This window comes from Aquabacterium sp., assembly GCF_050725395.1.
Lineage (GTDB): Bacteria > Pseudomonadota > Gammaproteobacteria > Burkholderiales > Burkholderiaceae_C > Aquabacterium.
The window spans coordinates 41,150-66,705 of the sequence record NZ_JBOHHL010000009.1 but is presented as its reverse complement, the minus strand read 5'-3'; the positions used below and the strand labels follow the sequence as shown (position 1 = coordinate 66,705).

The following is a 25,556-nucleotide window of genomic DNA, read 5'->3' as shown; positions in this document are numbered from 1 at the left end:
TCAGGTGGCCGCGGCGGGCAAGGCCCCTTCGTAGGCCGCCCAGGCCACGTGGGATTCGTGCAGGGTCACGCGCAGGTGGCTGAGGCCATGGGCGTGCAGGCCGAGTTCACCCGCGTGAATGCGCCGGACCACGCGGTCGAACACGGCGCGGGCCATGAATTCGGTGGTGGTGTTGCGGCCACTGAAGGCCGACTCTTCGTCGAGGTTGCGGAAATTCAGCTCGCCCAGGACGGTGCGCAGCACGTCGGTGGCCAGGCCGATGTCCACCACGATGCCATCGGCGTCCAGTTCGGGCCGGCGCAACTCCAGGTCGACCACGTAGGTGGCGCCGTGCAGGCGTTGGGCGGGGCCGAAGACGGCGCCCTTGAAGCTGTGGGCAATCATGAAATGGTCGCGGACGTTGACGCTGTACATGGTTCTCTTTTCGGTTCAAAAGTAATCGATGCGGTGGCAAAGGGTGTGGTCGTTCGCCCCCGCTGCCAGCTGGGCCAGGACCGATGGCAGCTCGGCGAAAGGCGAGGCATCGGTGATCAAGGCATCCAGGCGGGGGTCGCCCAGCAAGGACAAGGCCAAGGCCATGCGCCGCCGGTAGGTCCAGCGGCCACGCTGCTCGGTGGCCACCTGTCCGACCTGCGAGCTTTTCAGCGTCAGGCGCCGCGCATGGAAGGCGCCGCCCAACGGCACGCTCACGGCTTGTTCACCGAACCAGCTCATCTCCAGCACCGTGGCTTCGAAGGCGGCGAGGCGCAGAGCCGTCGTCAGGCCTTCAGGACGGCCACTGGCATGGACCACTAAGTCGGCCTCCGGCATGGCCGATTCAGGGCTGGCGAAGGACACGCCAAGCTGCTCGGCCAGGCCACGGCGCGCGGGGTTGGTGTCCACCACCTCCACCACACTGCCAGGCAACTGCCCGGCCAGCCAGGCCACCAGCAGGCCCACCGTGCCACCGCCGACCACGGCGATGCGGTCGCCCACGCGCGGCGACGCATCCCACAAGGCGTTCACCGCCGTCTCCAGGTTGGCCGCCAGCACGGCGCGCGCGGGTGGCAAATTCGCGGGCAATAGATGCACGGCATCGGCGGGGACCACGTAGCGGGTCTGGTGCGGGTACAGGCAGAACACCGCCTGGCCCAACAGCTCGGCGGGGCCTTGCTCCACGATGCCGACGCTGTTGTAGCCGTACTTCACCGGCGCTGGAAAATCGCCCGCCTGGAACGGTGCGCGCATGCGCTGGTGCTCGCTGGCAGGGACGTGTCCACGGAACACCAGCACCTCGGTGCCCCGGCTGATGCCGCTGTGCAAGGTGCGGACCAGCACCTCGTGGTCGCCAGGCGTCGGCAGGGCTTCCTGCCGCCACTCGGCGCAGCCGGGTTCGACCAGCCAGCAGGCCTGGGCGACACGGGACAGCATGGGCGGCGCGCTCATGTGGGCATGGCCGGCTGCTCACCCAACAGGGCCCCGGGATGGGTCCAACCCGCGCCGTGGTCCAACTCCCAGGCGATGGTCTCGATCACCTGCCGGGCCTGGTCCACGATGGCCTGGGTGGCCGAGACGCCATCGGCCGGCACCACTTGCCGCGACCCGAACGCCACCTTGACCACCTGCCTTTGGTAAGGACGCCACATCACCTGCAACACGGCGGCCAGTTTTTCGCGATCTTCGGGCGTGCGGCGCAAGCGGGTCAGCGGATTGCGCTGGGCGCGCGCCGACACCACGTGGCTGACAATGGCCGGCACGATGGGGGTCTGGGGCACCAGCCGGCCGAACACGGCATGGCTGTCCGACCAGTTGTTCAGGGATTCGATGGCCGCGCGCCGACCGAAAGCGCCCGGGTCGGGCTCGATCTCGCCAGCGGGGAAGGTGAGCAAGGCCCCGCCCTGCTTGAGGTGTTTGACCCCGGCACGCACCACGGACAGGCGGCCCGCCTCATCCTCGGGCAGGAAGATGAGCTGGCGTGCCACATTCGGCAAGGCCCGCAGGAAAGGCCGGTCCATGGCGATCACCCGCAAGTCGGGACGCCTGGCCAGGCTGACGAACAAGGCCACGGTGTCGGTCATGCCAGGGTGGTTGGCCAGCACACAGACGGGACCGCTGGCCGGCACTTGGTCCAGGCCCTGCACCCGCATCCCGCCGGTCATGCGCAGCAGCAACCATTCGCTGCCTTTCGCCAGGCCCTGCTCGCCCACGCGGTTGTCGAACTCATGCACCAGGCGGGCAAAGCGGCGCGCGGCGGGCCAGAACAGCCAGCGCAGAGGGGTTCGCCGCAGAAAACCCAGGCCGGTGGAGGCCAGGAGATCGTCCACATTGATGCGGGTGAGCAGGTCCAGGCGTTCGCTGAGGAGGTCGGTCGGTGGATGAAGCGGCATAAGTGCGCATCTTGCCAAAGAAGCCCAGCACAAACCGATCAAGCATGCGCTAAAAACGAGGGTCGACTTTCAGACATACCCCTGACAGTCTGAAGGTCAGGCGGAAAACAGGTGATCTCCGGGGATTTTGTGGGCAAACTCCTGCGCATGTCGCGCATCCTCATCATCGAAGACACGCCGGCCAACCTGCAACTCACCATGGCCATCCTGGAGGGTGCCGGCCACATGGCCTTGAGCGCACAGACCGCGGAACATGGCTTGCGCATCGCCAGCTCCGAACCCGTGGACCTGATCCTGATGGACATGCGCCTGCCCGGCATCGACGGCATGACCGCCACCCGCCTGCTCAAAGACGACCCACGCACAGGCCACATCCCCATCATCGCCTTGACCGCCTCGGCCATGAAAGGCGATGAGCAACGCATGCGGGCCGGTGGTTGCTCCGGTTACGTGGCCAAGCCCATCCGGTACCAGACGCTGCTGCAAGCCATCGATGAGGTGCTGGCGCACCATGACAAGGCTTCCACGCGACAGAATTGAACGGTTCACAGCACCAGGGAATGCACATGGCTGATGACGACGCGCTGGACTTTCACCTGCTGTTTGAATCGGTGCCGGGTCTTTACCTGGTGCTGGCACCCAACCTCACCATCGTCGCGGTCAGCAACGACTACCTGCTGGCCACCAAGACCGAGCGAGCTCAGATCGTGGGCCGGCACTTGTTCGAGGTCTTTCCCGACAACCCGGACGACGAGGCGGCTTCCGGCGTCAGCAACCTGCGCGCGTCGCTGCAACGCGTGCTGGCGTCCCACGAAGCCGACTGGATGCCTCTGCAGAAATACGACATCCGCCGGCCCGACTCGGAAGGCGGCGGCTTTGAAGAACGCTACTGGAGTTGCCTGAACTCACCCGTGCTGGACGCCAAAGGCCAGGTGTGCCTCATCGCCCACCGCGCGGAAGACGTGACCGAGTTCGTGCAGCTGCGCCACCGTGGCGCCGAGCAGGACAAGGAAGCCGAAAAGCTGCGAAGCGCGGTCGAGCGCGCCGAAGCGGAAATCTACGTTCGGGCCCAGCAGGTGGCCCGCGCCAACGAACAATTGCAGGCTCGCAACAACGCGCTGCATGAAAGCGAGACCCGACTGCGTCGCCTGGCCAGCGAGCTGGAAGTCGTGAACGCGGAGATGACGGAGAAAAACCAGATGCTCGAAGAGTCGAGCCGCATGAAGTCCGAGTTCCTGTCGAACATGTCGCACGAATTGCGCACGCCCTTGAACGCCATCATCGGGTTCTCGGAACTGCTCAAGGATGGCCTGGTGGGACCACTCGCGGCGCGCCAACGCGACTACATGGGCCACATCTTCGAAGGTGGTCAGCACCTGCTGGCCTTGATCAACGACATCCTCGACATGTCCAAGGTGGACGCGGGCAAGGTCGAGCTGCAGTTCGAGGCGGTGGACGTGCCCAACATGCTGGCCGACGGGATGCGCGTGGTCGAAGAGAAGGCGCACGCCAAGCAGTTGCGGCTGAGCAGCAACATCACCATGCCCATGGGCGAGGTGGTGGTGGACGCGCGCCGCTTCAAGCAGATCCTCTACAACCTGCTGTCCAACGCGGTGAAGTTCACGCCGCAAGGCGGCCAGGTCAAGCTGCAGGCGCAGAGGGTGAACCGGCAACACGCGGCGTCCAGCGTGCCTGGATTCGAAGTCGGCCGACGCACCACCTTGCCGCCAGGCGAAGAGGGCGACTTCCTGGAAATCTCGGTCACTGACAGCGGCATCGGCATGCGCCCGCAAGACCTCAAGCAACTGTTCACCCCCTTCACCCAGATCAACCACCCTGCCAACCGCGGCATCGAAGGCACGGGCCTGGGGCTGGCCATGGTCTTGCGCCTGGCCGAGTTGCATGGCGGCGCTGTCGCGGTCAGCAGCGAACCCGACCGCGGCACCTGCTTCACCGTCTGGCTGCCCTGGCGCAAAAACGAGGTCGCGGCGGCCAGGGCCGACATCGCCAAACTCGTCGCTCCGCGCGGCTTGGCGCTGGTCATCGAAGACGACGACCGGGCAGCCACGCTGATGACGCTGCAACTGGAGGCCCAGGGCTTCACCGTCACCCACGTGGCGTCGGCCGAGGCCGCGCTGATCCTGAGCGAAAGCCTGGTCCCCGACCTCATCACCCTGGACATCATGCTGCCAGGCATGGATGGCTGGGCCTTCCTGCGGCGGATCAAATCGCTGCAACGTTGGGCGCAGGTGCCGGTGGTCGTGGTCTCCATCCAGCCCGACGGCGGCCTGGCCCATTCATTGGGGGCCTCGCTGGCTTTGCAAAAACCCATCCATTTCGAAGAATTGAAGCAAGGCCTGAACCGGCTGGGCCTCTTGCCAGGCACCCACCAGGAAGTCACGGCCCTGGTCGTGGACGATGACCAGCAGGCCGTCGAAGTGTTGGCCCAACCGCTCCAGAAGCTGGGCTGCGTGGTCTTGCGTGCTTACGGCGGCGCGGAAGGCGTGGCATTGGCCCGGCGCTTCAAGCCAGACCTCATCATGCTGGACCTGGAGATGCCAGAGTTCAGCGGTTTCCAGGTCGTCGATGAATTGAAGTCGGACCCGAGCAGCGCGGGCATCCCGATCATGATCGTCACAGGACGCGACCTGAGCCCGAATGAGCGCGATCAACTGACTGGCCAGGTCTGTCAGCTCGTGGGCAAGGACAATTTCGATTCGGGCCGCTTCATCGGCGAGGTGCACCGGGCGCTCACCCACGCGCCCTTGCACTGACTTCAGCTTGAATGCGACCTTCCGGCGCTTTCCCGCTCCTGCAGGTATTCGTCGACATCGTGCACCCGGTCACCCACCTCGTCGATGGCGTCTTTGAGCACCTCGCGCGAGATGCCGAATCGGCGGGTCCAGTGGCTGACCTCGAGGTCCTCGTTCAGGTTGATGCGCAGGCGGTCGGTGCCGCCCCGGCTGTGGTTGTTGTCACCCATGGTGGACCTCCAGTGTTGCTGTTGACCTGGCAAACGGCATTCCCGCTCAACGCTCAAGTCGGCCATTTCAGACGCAAGGAGCTTTGTGCCAAAGTTTGTCTGGCCTGTCCCACGACAAGTCCGCTTGCAAATCGGCTGCCACCGGACATGAGCGGGATACCTCGGCACCCTGTAATGAATCCGTCCTCACCACACGGAGATCATCACCATGCGCCAACTGGCCACCCTCATCACGACCACCACCCTGTGCCTGAGCGCCTGGGCCGGCGGAGAACCACCCGACCCGCGCGGCCGCTGGATCACCGCCAGCGGCAACCTGGAAGTCGAGGTCGCGCCCTGCGGCCCGGCCTTGTGCGGCACCGCCACCCAAGTGCTGGCCAACCGATCGATGAGCCCGGACAGCAACGAGCCCATGCAGCCCGTCGATGCCCGGCCCGCCCTGGGCATGAAGATCCTGATCGATTTCAAGCCAGACCCCGGCGAGGCGGGCCACTGGCACGGCCAGATCTACAACCGCGAGACCGGCAAGACCTACCGCTGCCAGATGTCGATCGGCCAGGCCGGTGAACTGGTGTTGCGTCCTTATGTGGGCCTGCCGCTGTTCGGCAAGACCCAAGTCTGGCAACGGGTGCAACCATGATGGACTTCACCACCACATGGCAATGGCCCATCGCCGGCCTCGCGGGCGTGGCCACCATCGCCAGCCCCTGCGTGCTGCCGGTGCTCCCCCTGCTGCTGGGCGTGTCGGCGCAAGGTGCCGACCGCCGCCGGCCGCTGTTCATCATCCTGGGGTTCGTGTTCAGTTTCACGGCCCTGGCCCTGGTGTTCTCGGCGTCCACCCAGGTGTTGGGCCTGTCACCCGACGCGGTCCGTTGGATCGCCACCAGCGGCATGCTGCTCGCCGGCGTGCTGATGGTCTGGCCCACGCTGGGCGACCGGTTGATGGCCCCACTGGGCCGGGTGGCGGACATGGCACACGCCGTGGGAAGCCGCACCACACGGGGCCCCTGGGGCAGCCTGCTGCTGGGTGCGAGCCTGGGCGCCTTGTGGACCCCATGCGCCGGTCCGGTGTTGGCCTCCATCCTGGCACTGGTGGCCAACCAGCATTCGGCCGGCACCACCGCACCATTGTTGCTGTCCTACGCCGCGGGCGCGGGGCTGCCCATGCTGGCCATCGCCTATGGCGGCCAGGCGATGACCCGCCAGGTGCGCGCCTTCACGCGCCATGCGGAGCGCTTCCGGCGAATCTGCGGCCTCATGGTGCTGGGCTCGGCCCTCACCCTGGGACTGCAACTGGATGCCCAGGCCAGTGCGTGGGCGAGTCGGGTCTGGTCGGGCTTGAACCAGACAGCGGCGCCGTCCAGCGAAGCCACTGCCATGAACAGCGCCCAGGCCGCGCCCGAGTTCACCGGCATCGGCCAATGGCTGAACAGCCCGCCCCTCAGCCTGAAAGCGTTGCGCGGCCAGGTGGTGCTGGTCGAGTTCTGGACCTATGGCTGTTCCAATTGCGTGAACACCCTGCCGCACATCCAGCGCTGGCACGAGCGCTACGCCAGCCGAGGGCTGACCGTGGTGGGCGTGCACACGCCGGAGTTCGCCTTCGAACGGTCGCCCGACCATGTGCGCCAGGCCCTTGGCCGCCACGGCCTGAGCTACCCCGTGGCGCTGGACAACCACTACCAAACCTGGAACGCTTACGGCAACCGGTATTGGCCGGCCTTGTACCTGATCGACCGCCAGGGCCGCATCGTCTTCACCCATGTCGGCGAAGGCGATGAAGCCCGGATCGAACAGCGCATCCAGCAAGTCCTGGCCCAGCCTTGAGGGTAGGTGGCTGCCCCGCGCCACGCCCCGGCACGGCCTTTGCACGCAGCCCCGCCCAATGACCCACGTTGGGGCGCAACCATGGAAGGCGAACAACCGTGAACTCCAAACAGGTGATGACCAGCGAAGACGCGTTCAAGGCCCTGCAGGCGGCGCAGCAGGAAGCCCAAGCCCACCAATGGGCCGTGTCCATCGCCGTGTGCGACGACGGAGGACACCTGCTGGGCTTCACGCGCATGCCGGGGGCCAACATCGCTTCTGCCACCATTTCGCAGGCCAAGGCGACCACGGCGGCGCAGATGAAGCGCGAAACCAAAGGCATCGAGGACATGGTCAACGGTGGCCGCACTGCCTTCCTGTCGGTCCCCAAACTGGAAGGCCTGCTGGAAGGCGGGGTACCGGTGATGGTGGATGGCCAGTGCGTGGGCGCGGTGGGCGTCAGCGGCGTCAAGCCGGGCGAAGACGCGCAGATCGCCAAGGCCGGTGTGCAGGCGGTGACGGGCGACCTGGCTTAGTGCGCCTCAGGCGGGCACGTCGATTGCCGCGCTGGGTGATTCACACGAATCCCACAAGGAGCGCCGCATGACTGCACCCTCGCAAACACGCTGGATCGCCGGCATGGCCGCCTGGACGGTGGCCTTTGCCACGGCCCACGCCTGGGCTGGCGAAACCGCCCTGCCCGCCGAGAAAACCAACCACGGCATCAGCTACGTCAGTGGCGGCGTGGGACTGGACGAATCCACCGCGCTGAAAGCTGCCCGTGAAGACTATTCGCTGGACATCGAAACCTTCCAGTCCAACCATGGCAGGAACGAGTACACGGCCGCGGTGCCACTGACCATCACCAAGCCTTCGGGCGAAGTCGTGTTCGAGGCCCCGACCGAAGGGCCGTTCACCTTGCTGCGCCTGCCACCGGGTCGCTACATCGTGCACGCCAAGCACCAGGGCCAGACCCAACATCGGCAAGTGGACGTGGGCAACGGCCTGGGGGCCAAGGCCTCCTTCGTCTTCCAGCCTGGTGCTCAAGCCCAAGCGTCGGAGGCGCGTCCTTCAAACTAGGGGTGGCCACCATTCCGCGATTGCGCCGTTCACCGGTTTGCCGTTCAATCCCCGGGCACTTCTGCACCACTGGCCCATCACCGGGCCGACTCAATCAAGGGGATTGATCATGACGAGCAATGACACCAGGGCCTTTGGAACTCGGATCACGCTGGCCTGTTGTGCAGCCTTGCTGGGCGTCTCAAGCGCCTCGGCGCAGACGGTCCAGACCAGCGCCGAAAAAGTTCAGGCCTTGAAAGCCTCTTCCGCCCGAGGCATCGCACTCGAACCGCTCGCCCTGGGCAGCTTCAGCAGCGACACCGTCTACACCCCGGTCACCCCCTGCCGCATCGTCGACACCCGGGTGGCCGGCAGTGGTGGGCCCTTGACCGCGAACACCACCCGCACCTTCGATGTCGATGGCACCACCTTCACATCGCAAGGCGGCTTCAACGGCAGTTGCGGCGTGCCCCTGGGGCAGGCCGCGGCGGTCGCGATGACGATCACCTCGGTTTCGCCAGCCGGACCTGGTGTCTTCGTGGCCTGGGGCCTGGGCACCAAGCCGAACGCCAGCGCGCTGAACTTCACCGCGAACCAGATCATTGCCAACACCACCATCGTTCCGGTCGTGCCGGGCGCCGGCGCCGATTTCAGCATCGCGTCGACCGTGAACTCCAACGTGGTCATCGATGTGGTCGGCTACTTCGCCGCGCCCGTGGCCACCGCGCTGGATTGCACCTCAGTGGCCTCGGCCGTGACGCCCGTGCCCTACAACGCCTACACGTCGGTGGACGCCATCTGCCCGGCGGGTTACACCGTCACGGGCGGAGGCACTTTCCCGACGGAAGGCACCTTGGGTCGGCCCAACATCTGGACCGATGGCAGCCCGACCGCCCCCAATGGCTGGCGCACCTGGGTCGACAACCAGACCGGTTCCAGCCGCACGGTGCAAACCTACGCGCGGTGCTGCCGGGTCCCTGGCCGCTGAAGCGACATGGTGGGGACACTCGGCGCCCACCAGTCCTTCAATGAACCGGCAAGGGCGCGGCCGACAGCAGATGGCCGTCCTTGAAAAACCCGCGCAGATTGGCCAGCACGCGCTCGGCCATGGCGCGCCGGGTTTCCTCGGTGTTGCTGGCGATGTGGGGCAGCAGCACCACGTTGTCGAGCGCCATCAGCGCCGCCGGCACATTCGGCTCGTCTTCGTAAACGTCCAGACCCGCCCCCGCGATGCGGCCTTCCTGCAAGGCTTTCACCAAAGCGGCTTCATCGATGACCGAACCGCGCGAGACATTGACCAGGAAGCCCCGTGGGCCCAAGGCATTCAAGACATCGTCATTGACCAGGTGCCGCGTCCCTGCGCCGCCCGACACGATCACCACCAGGAAGTCGCACCAGCGTGCCAAGGCGATCAACGAAGGCTCGTGGTCCCAGGCCACGCCCGGCACAGCATGGCGCGCGTGGTAGCGCACCGGCATGTCAAAGCCCGCCACGCGCCGCGCGAAGGTCTGGCCGATGCGGCCCAGGCCCACGATGCCGAGGCGCGCACCGCTGACTTGGCGGCCCAGGCCAAAGCCACCACTGGGCCATCGCCCGGCCCGCACGAAACGATCGGATTCCACACTGCGCCGCGCCACGTCCAGCATCAGGCCCACGGCCAGGTCGGCCACGCAATCATTGAGCACGTCGGGCGTGTAGCCCACGGCAATGCCCTTCGCCGCCGCGCTCGCCAGGTCAAGCTTGTCGAGGCCCACGCCGAAGTTCGAGATCACGCGAAGCGATGGCAGCGATGCTTGCAAGTCCGCGGATGCGCCAAACCAGGAAGGCGTGACCAGACCCGTGAACCCTGCGCCGTGCTCACGCAGAAAACCATCTGGATCAACTTCGTCCACCAGCCGGTGCATGGTGAACTCATCGGCCAGGGTCTGTTCCAGCCAGGGCAGCAGGCGTCCGATCTGAAGGATGCGCTGGTGCTTCATCGTCATGGCCGAGAACACCACCGGCGCCTGCTCGATCGCCGCCACGCGCTTCGCGATTTCTTCGGGGATGTCACCCATCTCAACTCACCTCCTGCCGACCACCAGCTGCCCGGAAATCATGCCTTGAATCTGCGGTCTGGTCCGGAAATGCGCTGAATTCGCCGACCCGTCACTTCAAAAGGCCATCATCGCTAAACTGGCTTGATGCCCCAGAACCGACTGTCTGAACTTCTCGCCCAAAAGCAATTCATCCGTTTCTGGCTGGCCCGGCTCAACGGCACCACCGCGAACCAGATGCTCATGGTGGCCGTTGCCTGGCACATGTACGACATCACCTCCAGCCCCTGGGACCTGGGTCTGGTCGGCCTCTTCCAGTTCGTGCCCGCGCTGGTGATGACCTTGCCGGCGGGCCACATGGCCGACCGTGTGCACCGGGGCCGCATCTTCGCCGCCTGCATGTTCACGCAGGCCTTGATGGCCTTGCTGCTGGTGACTGCCACGCACGAGGGCTTTGCAAACCGGTCGCTGATCCTGGGCATCTCGGTGGTGCTGGGCTTGGCGCGCGCTTTTCAGATGCCGGCCCAGCAGGCCCTGACGCCGCAACTGGTGCCGCGCGAGCTGCTTCAGCGCGCGATCGCGCTGAGCAGCGGCGGCATGGAGGTCGCGGTCATCGGCGGCCCGGCGTTGGGTGGCCTGCTGTATGTGCATGGCGCCACCACCGTCTACGCCACCTGCATGGCCTTGATGCTGATCGCCTGTGCGCTGACCTTGAGCGTGCGCTACGACCACCAGCCATCGACTGCCTCGGCCACCTGGCAAACCGTGTTCGCCGGCCTGGGCTTCGTCTGGCGGCACAAGATCATCCTGGGCGCCACCACGCTGGACCTGTTCGCGGTGCTGCTGGGCGGGGCCACGGCCCTGCTGCCGATCTATGCCCGCGACATCCTGCACACCGGCCCGGCTGGATTGGGCCTGCTGCGCGCGGCACCGGCGGTCGGCGCCTTGACCATGTCGATGGTCCTGATCCGCTGGCCACTGCAACGCTGGGTCGGCCCCAAGCTGATGGGTGCGGTGGCGGTGTTCGGCCTGGCCATGGTGGTGTTCGGCCTGTCCAGCCACTTCGGGCTGTCGTTGCTGGCACTGGCCATCACGGGCGCCGCCGACAACGTCAGCGTGGTCACCCGCTCGACCTTGGTGCAACTCGAAACGCCCGATGACATGCGTGGCCGCGTCTCGGCCGTCAACTCCATCTTCATCGGGGCTTCCAACCAGTTGGGCGAGTTCGAATCCGGCGCGACGGCCGCGCTGATGGGGCCGGTGGGCTCGGTGGTGTTTGGCGGCATGGGCACGCTGCTGGTGGCGGCACTCTGGTTCCGCCTGTTCCCCGCCCTGGCCAGACGCGACCGCATGAGCGAGCCGATGCCCGGGCGCGCCGATTGCTGACAGGCCGAACACAAGGAGAACCCCGCCCATGACTTTGCGCCCACCTCATCTGGCCTTGAGCCTCGCTTTTGCCCTGGCCCTGGCTGCCCCTCTGGCACAGGCCGCCGACCCTGCGGCACCGCTTGAGTCCGTTGAATCGGTCAATCTCACACGCTACCTGGGCCGCTGGTACCAGATCGCCCACTATCCGAACAAGTTCCAGTCGCAGTGCGTGAGCGATACCACCGCCAACTACCGCCTGCTTTCATCTGGCCGGATCGAAGTGATCAACCAGTGCAAGACCGCGACCGGCGCCACCGACGAGGCCGTGGGTGAGGCACGGTTGGCCCAACCCCGCTTCCTGGGCATTCCGGTGGGCAAGGTCGTCAGCACCTCCCAATTGCAGGTGCGTTTCGCACCCGCGGTGCTGGGTTGGGTGCCCGGTGTCTGGGCTCCCTATTGGGTGATCCAGCTCGCGCCCGACTACCGGTACGCGGTGGTGAGCGAACCCAGCCGTGAGTACCTCTGGATCCTTTCGCGCACACCGACGATGGCACCGCAAGACCGGCTGGACATCGAAGCGCAACTGACCAAGCAGGGCTTCAACGTCAACGGCCTGCAGGAGGACCCGCACACCACGCCCAAGCCTTGACCGGTCGGCCTCAGCCGAGGGCCGTGTCCAGCACCCAGGGCGCTGGCGCGCATCGGGTCGGTGCCCCCGAAGCCCACGCCGATGGCCAGGCCCTCGGGCAGGTTGTGCAGGCAGATGGCGAACACGAACAACCAGGTGCGCTTGAGCGCCTTGGCCTCGCCGCCTTCCACACCTTTGCACGGGCTCAAGGCCTGAGCAATTTGCTCGCCAGAGGCCCCAGGTTGCCAGGGTAGTGGTCCCCGTCGTAATGCAATGTGGTCAGGGTCAGCTTGCGGCCAGGCAAGTCCTCGGCGAGTTGGCGCCCAGGGCCACGCGACTGGACGCGGACGCTCACATTCAGGTCCCGCCAGCCGTGGTTGGTGACAGCACCCGGGGTCAGGCTCAGGTCGGCTTCCTTGACCGTCTCGATGGAACAGGCGTCGATGTTGTCGGTGAGGTTCCACTTGGCCACGGTCCAGACGCGCAAGGGTTGCCGTTTCAGCACGGGCCGCAAACGCTTGCCGTCGGGCACCAGGAGCGTGAGGTAGCGGCTGGTGCCGCCATCCGCGCATTTGGGGCTGTGGCCAATGTCCATGCGCACGCCGAAGGCGCGCACGTCCGGCGTCAGTTCGTAGCGTGCCGTGTCGATGGAGAGGCTCGTGTCGGTGATGCGGATGCCCGGGTTCAGCTCCAGGGTCTCTTGGTACAGGCTCTTGAGGACGGCCCGACGCGTGTCCAGCACCGCGGCCACGAAGCCCTTCTGGTCGTCGATCGGGGCACCGGCGGGGCTTCGAAGGTCGTGGAACAAGGCCACGATGGTCAATTGCCTGTGCTCCGGGTGGGGCTTGCATGCCAGGTCGATCACGTCGCCACTTTGTCCACCATGCGGAAACACGACGCCCAGGCGCTTTTCCAACACCTTGGTCACGGCCGGCAGGTCGCAAGCCGGGGCGGGCTCACGCGCCGCAGCCCCATGGGGCAGCAGCAGCCCCACCAGGGACAGGACGGTGAACAGGACGTGTGCAGATGTCATCGCGCGCATCGTAGCGCCAAGTTGACAGGATCTTCAGGCGGTCTGGAGTGACGCCGCCTTCCGTGACGCCGCAGGCCGGGCGGTCCAGTCCACGATGTCCAGCGTGCCATCCAGCCGCTCCACCAGCGCCGTCATGCTTTCAACCCAATCGCCATCGTTGCAATACAGGATGCCATCGATGGTGCGGATCTCGGCGTGGTGGATGTGGCCGCACACCACGCCATGCACCTCTCGCCGACGCGCCTCGCGTGCCAGCGCGGCCTCGAAATCGCCGACATAGCTCACCGCCCGCTTCACCTTCAGCTTGAGGTATTTCGACAGGGACCAATAAGGCAGGCCCATGCGGGCACGCGCGGTGTTGAACCAGCGGTTGGCCTTCAGGGTGAACTCGTAAGCCCAGTCGCCCACATGGGCCAGCCACCGGGCGCACTGGATCACGCCGTCGTACAGGTCGCCATGCGTGATCCAGAGCCGCCGGCCGTCCAGCATGACGTGGGTCCATTCGTCCACCACTTCGATGCCGCCGAAATCGTGGCCGATGTACTTGCGGGCGAACTCGTCGTGGTTGCCCGGGATGAAGATGATGCGCGTGCCCTTGCGCGCCTTGCGCAGAAGCTTCTGCACGACGTCGTTGTGCGACTGAGGCCAGTACCAATGCCGCCGCAGTTGCCAGCCATCGACCACGTCGCCAACGAGGTACAGCGTTTCGCACTCGACCTGCCGAAGAAAGTCCAGCAGGGCTTCGGCCTGGCATCCCTGGGTGCCCAGGTGGATGTCGGAAATCCAAGCTGCGCGCACCTTGAACGAGCCGGCAAGGCGATCCCCCGACTCGGTGGGAGCCTTCAGGATCTCTCGCAGAAAACCGGCTTGCAGATCGGGGCGCATGAGCCGAATGCTGCACCCCGATCATGACAATATCGGGTCAGGCCTCGGGCAGGATCTCCAGCACCCGTTCGGCGGGACGGCACACCCGCGCGCCCTTGGGCGTGACCACGACCGGGCGGTTGAACAAGGCGGGGTGTGCGGCCAGGATGTCCAAAAGCTCGGCGTCGCTCCACTTGGCGTCGTCCAGCCCCAGCTCGCTGTAGAGCGCTTCCTTGCCACGCAGCAACTCACGCGCAGGGATCGCCAGCTCGTCCAGCAGGCCTTGCAGGGCCTCACGGCTCGGCGGCGTTTTCAGGTACTCGATCACTTGCGGCTCGAAGCCACGTTCGCGGAGCAGGGCCAGGGTGCTGCGGGAGGTGCCGCAAGCAGGGTTGTGGAAGATGGTGATGGAGTTCATGGGATGTTCTGAACGGTGGGGACTGGATTTTGCACACCCGCCTGCGGCGATTCAAGCAGCCCATCTTCCTCTCATTCACCCACCGATTCCAACGCCCTCTTGCGCGATGAGAAGCTCACCTTCCGTGAACCGTTCGAAGGCTTCAAGTTCACGCGTTTCGATGGCAGCACCGTCGTGATCTGAGCCCGCTAGGCCAGTTCACCGGGCACGAGCACGGTGAGCTTCAGGTCCGGGTGCTGCGCCACCCGCAAGGTGAACTGCTCATAGTCGCGCCGCCCCGAACGGGCTTGCTCGAACGCGCGCAGGCCCCCTTCACGGCTCAATACCTTTTGGGATTTCCAGGCTGAATCGAAGGCCCGGCTGGCCGACCTCAGCTCATCGACCAAGGCCTGGCGCACCGGGTCATCGCGCCAGGCTGCCGTGTCCGAGCGGTACTCGGCCACCAGGCGTTGCGCACGCTCGGGCCAGTTGACGATGAAAGCGGGCGCTTGTGGGTGCAGAAACACGTAGCGCAAAAGGTTGCGCCCTCCCCGCGCCGGCGCCCTGAGCCAGTCCTCGAACAACAAGGCTGCGGGCCTGTTCCAGGCGATCGCATCCCAATGGCGGTCCAGGATGTAGGCGGGTGTGCGGACCGCCTGAACCAGCTTTGCCAGGTGGGGCGCCGAATCCACCACCGCTGGCTGCTCGGGATCGGCCCGTGCGGCCAGTTCGAACAAGTAGGCGCGCTCGGCCTGCGACAGGTGCAGGCCCGCGGCGATGGCGCCCAGGGTGTCGGTGGACACCGCCTGCGTTCGGCCTTGTTCGATCCAGGTGTACCAGGTCGGGCTGATCTGGCACAGCGTGGCCACCTCCTCGCGCCGAAGGCCGGGTGCGCGCCGCCGGAAACCGGGCGGCAGGCCCACGTCCTCCGGGCGCAGTTGATCGCGTTTGGCCCGCAGGAACTCACCGAGTTGGTTCTGCGGCACCGCGGCTTTGGCGGGTGCCGATGCTTTGCTGTTTTTCATGCGCCGGGCTTGCTCAGGCTGGTGATACCAATAATAGGATAAGCAATGATCTTGTACCAGGATGATGACACGCTTATCGTCAAGGCTCACCTGAACGCACGGAGCCACCGCCATGATGAAAAACCACCTTCAAACCAACCTCGACCAATACGGCACGCAGGCCCAGGCCTACCTGGACAGCCCAGTCCACGCGCAGGGGCCGGACCTGGTGCGGGCACGGGCCCTGGTGGCCGAGCACTTGCCCGCCCACGGCCAGGCGCTGGACGTGGGCTGCGGCGCCGGCCACCTCAGCTTCGCGCTGGCGCCCCATTTCGCCCGCGTCGTGGCGCTCGATCCCTCGGCGCCCATGCTGGGCACCGTTCGAAGGGCTGCCCTGGACCGGTCCCTGCCCCACATCGAGACCGTTCAATCCAGCGCCGAATCCCTGCCTTTTCCCGACGCCAGCTTCGACCTCGTGTGCTCCCGCTACAGCGCCCACCACTGGACCCGGCTCGAGCCGGCCTTGCGCGACATGCGCCGCGTGCTCAAGCCCGGTGGCCGCCTGCTCCTGATCGACGTGCAAGGCGAGGAAGACGCCCTGGTCGACACCCACCTTCAGGCCATGGAGTTGCTCCGCGACCGTTCGCACGTGCGCAACCGCACCGTGTCGCAATGGCGCGGGTTGCTGGCCGAGGCGGGCTTTGCCGAGGTGGAACACGAGGACTGGCCGGTGCACATCGATTTCCCCTCGTGGGTGGCCCGGATGCGGACCCCCGCCTCTCGCGTGGCCATGATCCGCGAGCTGCAGACCGAGGCGCCCCAGGAAGTGCAGGAAGCCCTGGCCTTGGAACCGGATGGTTCGTTCACGTTCACGACGGGATTGTTCTGGGCCAAGGCAGGGCTACACTGGGTCAAAACATCCTGAGGAAAGAAGGCCCTATGCAAGTCCTGCTGAACACCGATACCCACGTTGATGGGCGCCATGGCATGGCCGAGTTCCTGGAAGCCGAGGTGAAGGAAGCCTTGCACCGCTTCGGCGAACACGTCACCCGCGTCGAAGCCCATGTGGCCGACGCGGTCAGCCACGCCAAGGCCCACCCGGACGACATCCATTGCACGCTGGAAGCCCGGCTGATCGGGCTGGAGCCCGTGATCGTCAAGGACCACGCGGCTTCGGCCCACCAGGCCATTCAGGGCGCGGTGGGCAAGCTCAAGCGCGCCGTGGGCACGGCGGTTGAAAAACACGCGCCACGGCGTGGCCCCGGCCTGGCCGACATCGCTTCGGCCAACACCGCCGGCCAGGAAGACCAGGACTGACGCCTCAAACGGCCAGGCGGCCCGCCTTGAAGTCTTCCACCGCCTGGAAGATTTCTTCGTTGCGGTTCATCACGAAGGGCCCGTACTGCGCGATGGGCTCCCGCAAAGGCTGCCCGGCGATCAGCAAGGCCCGGGTGGCTGTCCTGGCTTTCAGCACCACGCCATCGCGGTCGGCCTCGTTCTTCAAGATGGCCATGCGTTGGGGCGGCACCACCGTGTCGCCCAGCTGCAGCTCGCCCCGGTACACGTAGATGAAGGCGTTGTGCGCAGCAGCCAAGGGCTGCTCGAAGCTGGCGCCTTCGGGCAGGTGCAGGTCCAGGTAGAGCGGCTGCGTGGCCTCGCGCTGCACGGCGCCAGTCACGCCGTGGCTGGCGCCCGCGATCACGCGCACGGTCACGCCTTCACTGGTGGTGAACTCGGGGATGTCCGCGCTCTGGATGTCGCGGTACCAGGGCGCGCTCATCTTGTCTTTCGCGGGCAGGTTCAGCCACAGCTGGAAGCCCTCCATGCGGCCTTCGTCCTGCTCGGGCAGTTCCGAATGGATCACGCCACGGCCGGCGGTCATCCACTGCACACCGCCGTTTTGCAGCAGGCCTTCGTGGCCCGCGCTGTCGCGGTGGCGCAGGCGGCCGGCGATCATGTAGGTGACCGTTTCAAAGCCGCGGTGCGGGTGATCGGGGAAGCCGCCGATGTAGTCGTCGGGGTTGTCGGTGCCAAAGGCATCGAGCATCAAAAACGGATCAAGACGGCGCTGCAAGGGCTGCGTGAGCACGCGGGTCAGCTTGACGCCGTCGCCATCGGACGTGGCCTGACCGGCGATCAGGCGCTCCACATCGCGCGGACGGGAAACGGTGGACAGGGTGGTGCTCATGCGGTGCTCCTTGCGTGCTGCCTGATCCATCATCATCATCATCAGGCGGGGATGACTTCCTCGATCTGCGCCTGGGCCGATGCCAGCGCGTCTTGCTCGGCCTGCGGGCCCATGGCGATGCCTTCGGCGTACACGAACTGCACATCGGTCATGCCCAGGAAGGCCAGCACGGTCTTCAGGTAAGGCACTTGCGTGTCGGCGGGCGTGTTGCGGTACAGGCCGCCACGGGTCAGGGCCACGTAGACCTTCTTGCCGGTCAGCAGGCCGACGGGGCCCTGCTCGGTGTAGGTGAAGGTGACCTTGGCGCGGGCAATGGCGTCGATCCAGTTCTTGAGCTGGGCGGGCACACCGAAGTTGTACATGGGCACGCCCAGCACCAGCACGTCGGCGGCCTGGACCTCGGCGATCACGGCGTCGTCGATGGCCACGCGTGCGGCTTGCTCGGCCGTGCGCTGCTCGGCCGGGGTGAACAGGGCCTGCAAGGTGGGTTCGTCCAGTTCGCCCAGGGGCGCGCGGCCCAGGTCGCGCACGGTGACCGTGGCGTCGAGCTGGTGGGCGCGGAGGCGCTCGACGATGCTGGCGGCGAGGCGGCTGGAGTGCGAAGCACCAGGGCGCGAGCTGGAATTGATTTGCAGGATGTTCATGGTGAGAGTCCTTCGGGAAGCGGTGGGTGGAAGCGATGGACTCACTGTAATTATCCCCACAGACTTCCGGAAGTCATCAGATTGGATAACATTGTTCCACCAGTAGAACAATGGTGGCGCCGATGAACGTGGAACCGAACGACCTTTTGCTCTTTGCCCGGGTGGTGGACGAGCACAGTTTCAGCCGCGCGGCGGATCGCCTGGGGCTGCCCAAATCCACGGTGTCGCGCCGCGTGTCGGCCCTGGAAGCGCAGTTGGGCGAACGCCTTTTGCTGCGCACCACCCGGCAGCTCACCCTCACGGATTTTGGCCACAGCGTGCTGGAACACGCCCACCAGATCGCCTCCGAGGTGGACGCTGCCGCGCTGCTGGCCCAGCACCGGCAGGTGCAGCCCAGCGGCCGCCTGCGCGTGTCCATGCCGGCGGACCTGGCCGGCAGCGTGCTGGCGTCCACGCTGGCGGACTTCGTGCAGCAGTACCCCGCCATCTCGCTGGAACTGGACCTCACCCCTCGCCGCGTCGACCTGATCGGCGAGAACGTCGACCTGGCGCTGCGCATGGGCGATTTGGCCGACGACGCCACGCTGGCAGCCCGGCGCCTGGCCGTGTTCACCGCCGGCCTGTACGCCTCGCCTGCATACCTGGCCCGCCGAGGCCTGCCGCCCGAGCCCGAGGCCCTGATGGAGCACGACGCCTTGCGCCTGCTGGGCCGCAACGGCGAGGCCGTGCCCTGGGTGCTGCTGCGGAACGAGTCGCGCTGGGAGGGCATCCCGCCAGGCCGCGCCACCGCCAATTCGCCCGAGGTGCTGATGCGCATGGCGTTGTCGGACGCCGGCATCGTCCTGGTGGGCGACCACTTCGTCGAGCCCCATTTGCGCAGCGGGGCCTTGGTGCCAGTCCTGCCCGACTGGCGCCCGCCTTCCACCGATGCCTGGGCGGTGTTCCCTGGTCGCCGCCTGATGCCGGCCCGCACCCGCGTCTTCCTGGACACCCTTCAGCAGGCCCTGACCGGGCCACGCTGTCAGGCCGAAGAGCACAAGATCGAAGAAACCTTGCGCATCGCCCGGGCCAAGGCCTCCCGGTAGGCTGCCCTCATCGGGCATGGTGAGATCTGCACAGGCTCACGGCACCGGGTAGTTGGCCCTCACGAAGGGGATCACCTGGTTGGCGATGGTCTGGTGCGCCTTGGTCGTGGGGTGCAGCAAGTCCCAGAACAGGTAGGTGTCGGCGTTGGTGCAACCCGGGCGAATGCCCTGCGTCTGTGCGTAGTTCATCGAGTTGTCGTCATTGATGTCCAGGCAAGACTGGGTGGTGTTGGTGACGCCATACAAGGCGGGGTTGGTGAGCATGCCGTCCACCACGGTGCGGGTGTCGAACAAGCGGATGTTCACGGTCGGGTTCTGTGCCTTCAGCGTCGCAACCAGCGAGGCCACGCTGGTGTTGAGCGCGTTCACGTTGGCCAGCAGCGTGTCGCGTTCCGCTTGCGTCTTGAAGCCCATCGCGGCCGACATCTTGGGCGACTTGGACAAGTCGGGCACGTTCAGCACCAGGATCTGCTTGGCACCCGAGGTGATCAGGCTCTGCAGGGCCGATTGCTCGTTCGCCACGATCGATTCCACCGTTCGGCCATAGTTGATCAGGTCGTTGGCGCCGATCAGCATGGTGAACAAGGTGTTGGCCGGCTTGTAGTTGGCCGCGCTCACCATGTAGTCGCGGTAGGACTGCACTTGCGACACCACGCCGGGGATCACGTAGTAGTCATCGGCCGCTGCGCCACCCACGGCCCAGTTGTAATTGGGCACGCCGAGGTTGTCGCTCAGGTACTCGTTCCAGACCTTGCCATTGGTGAAGCGGCCCAGCACATAGCTGTGCGGGCTGGGCACTTCCCAATGGGTGGCGTTGAAAACGTTCTGGTTGTCCGAGACGCTGTCGCCGAACACGACGACCTTGCTGATCTTGGCAGGCTGGGTGACGGGGTCGTGCGTCCAGATGGTGTAGTTCAGGCCCACGGGCGTGTCGGCCGCCGCGATCATCAGCAAGGGCTGGCTCACGCCCATCAGCGTGAAGGTGTTCTGGCACACCGACTTCAGGGTGGCTTGCGAGGTGCTCGTGTAGAACATGTTCTTGATGCTGGTCACGCCATCCTTGAACCAGTTGCCGCTGACTTTGTAGACCGACAGGATCGAGCCGTTGCGCGCCCACACGTAGTTGGACTCGGGGTCGGTGGTGGTGGGGTTGGCCTTGTAGAAGCACTTCATCTGGGTCGTGGTGTTCGCGCCCAGGGCCAGGGCCTGGCCGGCGGCCAGCAGGGCCAACGCGCCCAGCACGGGGCGCAATGTCGAGGTGTTCATGGAGTGGTCCTTGTTTGAATGAGGTGTGACGGCATTGTTGAAGGCCCCCTCCGAATCAACCACCCCGCGTTCAAGGCTGCCCTCGCGGGTTAGGCGCACTAACCCGAGCGGGTAGTGGCCTGGTGCAGCGCCAGCAGCAGTTGCGCCTGGTCCAGCGGCTTGTGCATCACCCGGATGCCCTGCTCGGCGGCCCGGGACTGGATCAACGGATCGAGGTCGCCCGTCACCAGGATCGCGGGGAAATCGTCGCCCAGTTCATGGCGAAGCTCGGCGATCGCGTCAAAACCGCTGTAGGAATGGCTCAGGCGGTAGTCGCAGACCACGGCGCGCGGCCAGGCATCCTGGGCGGCGGCTTGCCGCACCACGGCCATCGCGGTCTCGCCACCCAGGGCACGGTAGCCGTGGTGGCTCAGCACCGTCACCACGGCATCCAGCACATTGGCCTGGTCTTCGATCACGAACACGCAGTCGCCTTCACCCAGCGAGATGGCCGCATCGGGCGCCAAGGCGCTGACCGGCGGCAAGGTGGGTTGCGCCTGCCCCGGCTCGAAAGCGATGTCGAAACAGGAGCCCTTGCCCAGCCGCGAATGCAAGGCGATCCGGGTGCCCGTCAAGGACACCAGGCGCCGCACAACCCCCAGGCCCAGTCCCAGCCCGTCTTGCGCTCGCCGAGCGGTGTTCTGCACCTGGAAGTAATCGTTGAACACCTTGGGCTGATCGGCCCGGCCGATGCCCATGCCGGTGTCCCACACCTGGCAATGGACGAGGCCACCTCGGCGGCGGGCCCGCAAACGAACCTCGCCTTGCTCGGTGTAGCGCACGGCGTTCTCCAGCAAATTGCGCAGCATGCGCTGGGCCAGCACCGCGTCGGTCCAGAGCCAGTCGTCGGTGGGGTGCACGGACCAGCGCAGGCCCTTTTCGCGGCAGGCCAGGGCGAACTCCTGGTCGAGCGAGGTGAACAGGTCGCGCACCGACACATGCTTGGGCTGGCACGCCACCTTCTGGGCTTCGATGCGGGCCACATCGAACATGCGCTCGAACAACTGCCGCATGGAGGTCAGTGCGCCGCCCAGCTTGTCGGCCACCTCGATCTGGTACAGCGAGGTCAACTGCTTGCGCAGGTGGTCGCTCAGCAACTGCAGGCTGTACAAGGGCTGGCGCAGGTCGTGGCTGGCGGCGGCGAAGAACTCGCTCTTCTCGCGGTTGGCCTGGTCGGCCTGGGCCTTGGCCCGCGTCACCTCGTCCACCTCGCGGGCGAGTTCATCGACCAGCACGGCATTGCGCTGGCGCGTGCGCGCGGCCTCGAACAGGCGGCGCGAGATGGCACGCCCGGCCAGCCAGCCATTGATGCAGGCCGCCACCAGCAGCACCGCGATGTAGTGGTCGGCCAACCGGCCATGCAGCATCAAGGCCACCAGCAGACTGAGCACGATGGGCGCCGTGCCCACCATGGCCAGCCCGAAGTCCTCGATCGCGTAGAAGGTCAGGCCATAGGTGAACACGACCACCGTGATGAGCAAAGGCAGTTGCCACTCGGTGCTCAAGCCCCCGTACAGCAGGGCACACAACACGCCGCCCGACACCCCGTGCAGGGCGCGCCAACCCAGCAGCAACAGGCGCCAGGGCTGGTAGTTGCCGGCGCTCAAGCGCACCTGCCTGAAACGGAAGGCCACCAGGGTCACGGCCGCGCAGACCATGACCATGCAGGCCCAGGGAGGCAGCCATTGCACCATCGGCAGGTTCGACTTGGCGATGAGCAGGCCCATCAGCGACAAGCCCACGATCTGCATGGGCAGGGCCTTGGGGTGGTTGCGCCAACCATTGCCCACGATGTCGAGCCAGATCGCGGCCTCCTGCTCGGGCAAGCCCCGCAACGACAGGCACAGCAGCCTGCCGTCCGGGCGCGCGGGCTTAAGCGGCATGCGGGCTCGCGCAGGCCAGGATCAGGTGCACCCGGCTGCTCACCTTGTGGGCGCGCAGCAAGGCACTGACGTGCAGCTTGACGGTCTCCGGGCTGATGCCCAGCTCGTTGGAGATCACCTGGTTGGACAAGCCTTTGAGCAGCAAGCGCAGCACCTCGCCCTGGCGCTGGGTCAGGCGCACAGAGGCGACCCCGGGCACCATGGGCGGGGCGTCTGCCGCCGACAGGCGGCCCGTGACCTGCCACAGCAGTTCACGCGGGAAGTAGATGCCGCCACAGGCCATGGCCGAGATGCCCTGCACGAACTGGTCGAGCTCGCCATGCTTGGGCACGAAGGCGGCCGCGCCTTGTTGCAGGCACTGCATGGCCAGGTGGTCGTCATCGGTGCCGGACACCACGCCAACCACGATGTCTGGCGCCACCGCCTTGATCCTTTGCAAGGTCTCAAGGCCCCGGCTGTCGGGCAGGTTCAGGTCGAGCAGCACGGTGTCGATGGACGGCCCATGTTCGCCTTGCAAGGTCTGGATCGCCTGTTGCAGGTTGCAGGCTTCGAACAGGCGGGCCTGCGGGCGGGTGTCGGAGAAGACCCGGACGATGCCTTCGCGGATCAGCGCGTGGTCGTCGACGATGAGGTAGGCGTCGCCTCGGACGGTGGGGGTCTGCGTGCTCATGATGTCCCAATTTCCATGACATCAAGTGTAAGGTTCGCTGGCATGATGCGCGGCGAATTCACCCCGCATTCGCACCCCTCATTCGAGTAGACCCAGCCCAGGGAGGCCCCATGAAACACCACTTCGGCACGCTCGCCATCGTCTCGGCCATCGCATTGACGGGCTGCACCCGCATCGAAACCGGCGAGGTCGGCTTGCGCATCAACTTCGACAAGACCACCGACCCGGTCGAGCGCCTGCCCGGCTCTTTCAACCAGACCCTGGTCGGCAGCATCCTCACCTTCAAGATCCAGGACGTGGCCGTGGGCGTGGACAACCTGACGCCGCTGGCGTCCGACAATTCCACGGTCAAGGACTTCGACATGACGGTGGTCTACAACGTGAACCCCTCGGCGGTGTCCGAGCTGTGGACCACCAAGAACCGCACGTTCCACGGCCTGTCCGAGCATGGCGACGACATCCTGCTGATGCAGAACTACGTGGCCCTGACCGCGCGCAACGCGGCCTACAAGGTGGCACGCGGTTATGAGTCGCTGAAGATGTCGGACAACCGGCCGCTGATCGAGCAGCAGATCCGAGAGAACATCATCAAGACATTGGGCGAAGAGAAGCTGGCCGACAAGATCACGGTGTCGCAAGTGCAGGTGCGCGCCATCCTGCCCGCCGACGTCATCGTCAACAGCGCCAACGAACTGGTCCGCGCTCAGAACGAGCTCAAGACCAAGGAAGTGGAAGTGCAGACCGCCAGGAAGGAAGCCGAACGCATCGCGGCCTTGAATGCCAACGCCGGTGCGATCGGCTACATGAACGCGATGGCCAACCTGAAGATTGCCGAGGGCGTGGCCGCCGGCAAGGTCCAGACCATCGTCGTGCCCTACGACTTCAAGGGCATCGTCAACGCAAAATGATGGCCACTCAATAGCCGAGCGAGGCCAGGATGGGGTTGAGGATCGTGCCCCAGAAGCCCGGGAAGGCGGCCTGCTTGACCTGGGCCACCTCGACCACCCGCAAGGGCGTGCCGCTGCCATCGAGCAGGTTGTCGATGAAGCTGTTGAGGTTCTTCAGGTTCGCTTCCTTGATGGCCGTCCCACCAAAGGTGACCGTGGTCAGGCAGTGCGAGTTGATGATGTCGCGAGCATAGGGCACGTAGTAGCCCACGTTCTGGTTGGGCTGGATCGCGGCCAACCAGTTGCCGATGTCCTGGCGCCACTTGACGTTCAGCAACTGCGCCTTGGCATCGCCCGTGGCAGCGGCGATCTCGGGGTAGAACTTGGTGTACGAGAAGTCCGAGTACACGCCATCTTGCTGGAACAGGGCATAGCCCAGGCGGTCTTGCGGGAAGATCTTGGCCAGGCCCGTGGTCATCGACCCCAGGTTGTGGGCATCGCCCGCGTTCGGGTACTGGGCCAGCAGCTTGGTCACCAGGCCGTTCGGGCCGTCCAGGCCCCAGGCCACGCGGATCCTGTTCTGCAAAGGCAGCGAGGGGTACTGCGTGGCTTGGCCTGCCTGTGGTGCCGGGTAGAGCGGGCCCGAGTCGGCCAGCAGGGCGGACTTCTTGGGCCCCAGCGCCTGGCGGATCACGCCATAGTTGGCCGTGGCCCCCGCACCACCCGCCGAGAAGCCAGTGACCAGCAACTGGTCGGGACGCGGCAGGTTGGCCTTGAGCCAGGCCGCCACACCTTCGCTGTTGATCGAACCACGGTGGAAGTAAGCCAGGGGCTTGGTCGGGTCCGCATCGGCGTACACGGCCGTGGCGTTGCCGGTGTGGACATCGCCCGTGCAATAGGGCACGAACACGATGTTCCAGCCTTGGGTGCGCACGGTTTGCAAGGGGTTCAGGCGCGCAGTGAAGGGCGTGGACAGCTGGTGGGGCAACTCGGCCATGTAGTTGCTGGGCACCCCGTTGGGGTTGGAGGCCGACAGGAGGTCGCCGCCCAGGCAGGACTTCTGGTCCCAGCAGGCCCCGCCGCCTTCGTAGACCACGATGGTGCGGTTGGTGAGGGGCGTGCGGTTCACGAAGAAGCGAAAGGGCGTGCCGTTGCCGCACGAGGCGCCCGAGGCCACCGGCAGCTCGACGGTCTGCCAGGAAAAATAGCTGACCGCGTGGGCGGCGAAGGCCGCGCCCGCCAAGGCCACCGTGGTGAGGCCCCGCGCCACTGACTGCTTGCTGATCATCGTGTGCTCCTGGTGACAAGTTCACGGATTGGAGCAGGAACCCCGGCGCAACCGTCCCCGGGTTT

Annotated in this window: 28 protein-coding genes and 1 pseudogene; 13 read left to right on the top strand and 16 right to left on the bottom strand. The window is 66.0% G+C overall.

Annotated features, from left to right (window positions below; all coding sequences use genetic code 11):
* The 3 genes from ACREB4_RS08110 to ACREB4_RS08100 are packed head-to-tail and all read right to left on the bottom strand — an operon-like array spanning position 1 to position 2,366.
* A complete protein-coding gene (locus ACREB4_RS08110) occupies positions 1-414 on the bottom strand; it encodes a 6-pyruvoyl trahydropterin synthase family protein (RefSeq protein WP_431587707.1) in 414 nt (137 codons plus the stop codon).
* A 15-nt stretch (positions 415-429) separates the two neighbouring features.
* Positions 430-1,425, bottom strand: a complete 996-nt coding sequence (locus tag ACREB4_RS08105) for a zinc-dependent alcohol dehydrogenase (RefSeq protein WP_431587706.1) — start codon at positions 1,423-1,425, stop codon at positions 430-432.
* A complete protein-coding gene (locus ACREB4_RS08100; protein WP_431587705.1) occupies positions 1,422-2,366 on the bottom strand; it encodes a 1-acyl-sn-glycerol-3-phosphate acyltransferase in 945 nt (314 codons plus the stop codon). Before ACREB4_RS08100 ends, ACREB4_RS08105 begins: the two co-directional genes overlap by 4 nt.
* Before the next feature lie 147 nt (positions 2,367-2,513).
* On the opposite strand from ACREB4_RS08100, the gene ACREB4_RS08095 reads away from it, so the two are divergent.
* Together ACREB4_RS08095 and ACREB4_RS08090 are read left to right on the top strand one after the other, a co-directional pair.
* Positions 2,514-2,906: a response regulator gene (locus ACREB4_RS08095; RefSeq protein WP_431587704.1), complete on the top strand. Its 393-nt coding sequence runs from the start codon at positions 2,514-2,516 to the stop codon at positions 2,904-2,906.
* A 26-nt stretch (positions 2,907-2,932) separates the two neighbouring features.
* The gene (locus ACREB4_RS08090; protein ID WP_431587703.1) at positions 2,933-5,140 is read left to right on the top strand and encodes a response regulator; all 2,208 of its coding nucleotides are present in this window, start codon (positions 2,933-2,935) and stop codon (positions 5,138-5,140) included.
* A 2-nt stretch (positions 5,141-5,142) separates the two neighbouring features.
* On the opposite strand, the gene ACREB4_RS08085 is transcribed toward ACREB4_RS08090, so the two are convergent.
* Entirely contained in the window at positions 5,143-5,349 is a 207-nt protein-coding gene (locus ACREB4_RS08085) for a DUF3606 domain-containing protein (protein WP_431587702.1), read from the bottom strand.
* Positions 5,350-5,557: 208 nt separating this feature from the next.
* Here ACREB4_RS08085 and ACREB4_RS08080 point away from each other — a divergent pair, with 208 nt between their 5' ends.
* The 5 genes from ACREB4_RS08080 to ACREB4_RS08060 all read left to right on the top strand — a co-directional run bounded on the left by ACREB4_RS08080 (position 5,558) and on the right by ACREB4_RS08060 (position 9,199).
* The gene (locus ACREB4_RS08080; RefSeq protein ID WP_431587701.1) at positions 5,558-5,989 is read left to right on the top strand and encodes a DUF2147 domain-containing protein; all 432 of its coding nucleotides are present in this window, start codon (positions 5,558-5,560) and stop codon (positions 5,987-5,989) included.
* Complete coding sequence (locus ACREB4_RS08075) at positions 5,986-7,173, top strand: cytochrome c biogenesis protein DipZ (RefSeq protein ID WP_431587700.1); 1,188 nt, start codon at positions 5,986-5,988, stop codon at positions 7,171-7,173. Before ACREB4_RS08080 ends, ACREB4_RS08075 begins: the two co-directional genes overlap by 4 nt.
* A 98-nt stretch (positions 7,174-7,271) precedes the next feature.
* Complete coding sequence (locus ACREB4_RS08070) at positions 7,272-7,688, top strand: GlcG/HbpS family heme-binding protein (protein WP_431587699.1); 417 nt, start codon at positions 7,272-7,274, stop codon at positions 7,686-7,688.
* 67 nt (positions 7,689-7,755) lie between these two features.
* Positions 7,756-8,232 (top strand): carboxypeptidase regulatory-like domain-containing protein, encoded by a 477-nt coding sequence (locus ACREB4_RS08065; protein WP_431587698.1) that lies wholly within the window; start codon positions 7,756-7,758, stop codon positions 8,230-8,232.
* Between the two features lie 109 nt (positions 8,233-8,341).
* On the top strand, positions 8,342-9,199 hold the full coding sequence (locus ACREB4_RS08060; protein WP_431587697.1) for a hypothetical protein: 858 nt from the start codon (positions 8,342-8,344) through the stop codon (positions 9,197-9,199).
* 37 nt (positions 9,200-9,236) lie between these two features.
* Here ACREB4_RS08060 and ACREB4_RS08055 read toward each other — a convergent pair whose 3' ends face one another.
* Positions 9,237-10,196, bottom strand: a complete 960-nt coding sequence (locus tag ACREB4_RS08055) for a 2-hydroxyacid dehydrogenase (protein ID WP_431587777.1) — start codon at positions 10,194-10,196, stop codon at positions 9,237-9,239.
* Positions 10,197-10,394: 198 nt separating this feature from the next.
* On the opposite strand from ACREB4_RS08055, the gene ACREB4_RS08050 reads away from it, so the two are divergent.
* Both ACREB4_RS08050 and ACREB4_RS08045 read left to right on the top strand, forming a co-directional pair.
* Entirely contained in the window at positions 10,395-11,633 is a 1,239-nt protein-coding gene (locus ACREB4_RS08050) for an MFS transporter (protein ID WP_431587696.1), read from the top strand.
* Between the two features lie 28 nt (positions 11,634-11,661).
* Positions 11,662-12,264: a lipocalin family protein gene (locus tag ACREB4_RS08045; RefSeq protein ID WP_431587695.1), complete on the top strand. Its 603-nt coding sequence runs from the start codon at positions 11,662-11,664 to the stop codon at positions 12,262-12,264.
* 26 nt (positions 12,265-12,290) lie between these two features.
* On the opposite strand, the pseudogene ACREB4_RS08040 reads toward ACREB4_RS08045, so the two are convergent.
* The 5 genes and pseudogenes from ACREB4_RS08040 to ACREB4_RS08020 form a co-directional block, all read right to left on the bottom strand.
* Positions 12,291-12,440, bottom strand: a pseudogene (locus ACREB4_RS08040) (ZIP family metal transporter); the annotation flags it as partial.
* 8 nt (positions 12,441-12,448) lie between these two features.
* A complete protein-coding gene (locus ACREB4_RS08035; protein ID WP_431587694.1) occupies positions 12,449-13,276 on the bottom strand; it encodes a hypothetical protein in 828 nt (275 codons plus the stop codon).
* A 33-nt stretch (positions 13,277-13,309) separates the two neighbouring features.
* Complete coding sequence (locus ACREB4_RS08030) at positions 13,310-14,161, bottom strand: UDP-2,3-diacylglucosamine diphosphatase (protein ID WP_431587693.1); 852 nt, start codon at positions 14,159-14,161, stop codon at positions 13,310-13,312.
* 37 nt (positions 14,162-14,198) lie between these two features.
* A complete protein-coding gene (gene arsC, locus ACREB4_RS08025; protein ID WP_431587692.1) occupies positions 14,199-14,558 on the bottom strand; it encodes an arsenate reductase (glutaredoxin) in 360 nt (119 codons plus the stop codon).
* A gap of 188 nt (positions 14,559-14,746) precedes the next feature.
* The gene (locus ACREB4_RS08020; protein ID WP_431587691.1) at positions 14,747-15,562 is read right to left on the bottom strand and encodes a helix-turn-helix transcriptional regulator; all 816 of its coding nucleotides are present in this window, start codon (positions 15,560-15,562) and stop codon (positions 14,747-14,749) included.
* Between the two features lie 112 nt (positions 15,563-15,674).
* Here ACREB4_RS08020 and ACREB4_RS08015 point away from each other — a divergent pair, with 112 nt between their 5' ends.
* Together ACREB4_RS08015 and ACREB4_RS08010 are read left to right on the top strand one after the other, a co-directional pair.
* A complete protein-coding gene (locus ACREB4_RS08015) occupies positions 15,675-16,466 on the top strand; it encodes a class I SAM-dependent methyltransferase (protein ID WP_431587690.1) in 792 nt (263 codons plus the stop codon).
* Between the two features lie 14 nt (positions 16,467-16,480).
* Complete coding sequence (locus ACREB4_RS08010; protein WP_431587689.1) at positions 16,481-16,858, top strand: ribosomal subunit interface protein; 378 nt, start codon at positions 16,481-16,483, stop codon at positions 16,856-16,858.
* Between the two features lie 4 nt (positions 16,859-16,862).
* On the opposite strand, the gene ACREB4_RS08005 is transcribed toward ACREB4_RS08010, so the two are convergent.
* A complete protein-coding gene (locus ACREB4_RS08005) occupies positions 16,863-17,729 on the bottom strand; it encodes a pirin family protein (protein ID WP_431587688.1) in 867 nt (288 codons plus the stop codon).
* Positions 17,730-17,770: 41 nt separating this feature from the next.
* Complete coding sequence (locus ACREB4_RS08000) at positions 17,771-18,373, bottom strand: FMN-dependent NADH-azoreductase (RefSeq protein ID WP_431587687.1); 603 nt, start codon at positions 18,371-18,373, stop codon at positions 17,771-17,773.
* A 122-nt stretch (positions 18,374-18,495) separates the two neighbouring features.
* Here ACREB4_RS08000 and ACREB4_RS07995 point away from each other — a divergent pair, with 122 nt between their 5' ends.
* Positions 18,496-19,458, top strand: a complete 963-nt coding sequence (locus tag ACREB4_RS07995) for a LysR substrate-binding domain-containing protein (RefSeq protein WP_431587686.1) — start codon at positions 18,496-18,498, stop codon at positions 19,456-19,458.
* A 36-nt stretch (positions 19,459-19,494) separates the two neighbouring features.
* Here ACREB4_RS07995 and ACREB4_RS07990 read toward each other — a convergent pair whose 3' ends face one another.
* The 3 genes from ACREB4_RS07990 to ACREB4_RS07980 all read right to left on the bottom strand — a co-directional run bounded on the left by ACREB4_RS07990 (position 19,495) and on the right by ACREB4_RS07980 (position 23,316).
* Entirely contained in the window at positions 19,495-20,724 is a 1,230-nt protein-coding gene (locus tag ACREB4_RS07990) for an SGNH/GDSL hydrolase family protein (RefSeq protein ID WP_431587685.1), read from the bottom strand.
* A gap of 98 nt (positions 20,725-20,822) precedes the next feature.
* Positions 20,823-22,646, bottom strand: a complete 1,824-nt coding sequence (locus ACREB4_RS07985; RefSeq protein WP_431587684.1) for an ATP-binding response regulator — start codon at positions 22,644-22,646, stop codon at positions 20,823-20,825.
* The gene (locus ACREB4_RS07980) at positions 22,636-23,316 is read right to left on the bottom strand and encodes a response regulator (RefSeq protein WP_431587683.1); all 681 of its coding nucleotides are present in this window, start codon (positions 23,314-23,316) and stop codon (positions 22,636-22,638) included. The genes ACREB4_RS07985 and ACREB4_RS07980 overlap by 11 nt, the downstream gene beginning before the upstream one ends.
* A 110-nt stretch (positions 23,317-23,426) precedes the next feature.
* On the opposite strand from ACREB4_RS07980, the gene ACREB4_RS07975 reads away from it, so the two are divergent.
* On the top strand, positions 23,427-24,224 hold the full coding sequence (locus ACREB4_RS07975; RefSeq protein WP_431587682.1) for an SPFH domain-containing protein: 798 nt from the start codon (positions 23,427-23,429) through the stop codon (positions 24,222-24,224).
* 7 nt (positions 24,225-24,231) lie between these two features.
* Here the strand turns inward: ACREB4_RS07975 and ACREB4_RS07970 are convergent, their stop codons facing one another.
* On the bottom strand, positions 24,232-25,491 hold the full coding sequence (locus tag ACREB4_RS07970) for a pectin acetylesterase-family hydrolase (RefSeq protein ID WP_431587681.1): 1,260 nt from the start codon (positions 25,489-25,491) through the stop codon (positions 24,232-24,234).
* Positions 25,492-25,556 lie beyond the last annotated feature (65 nt).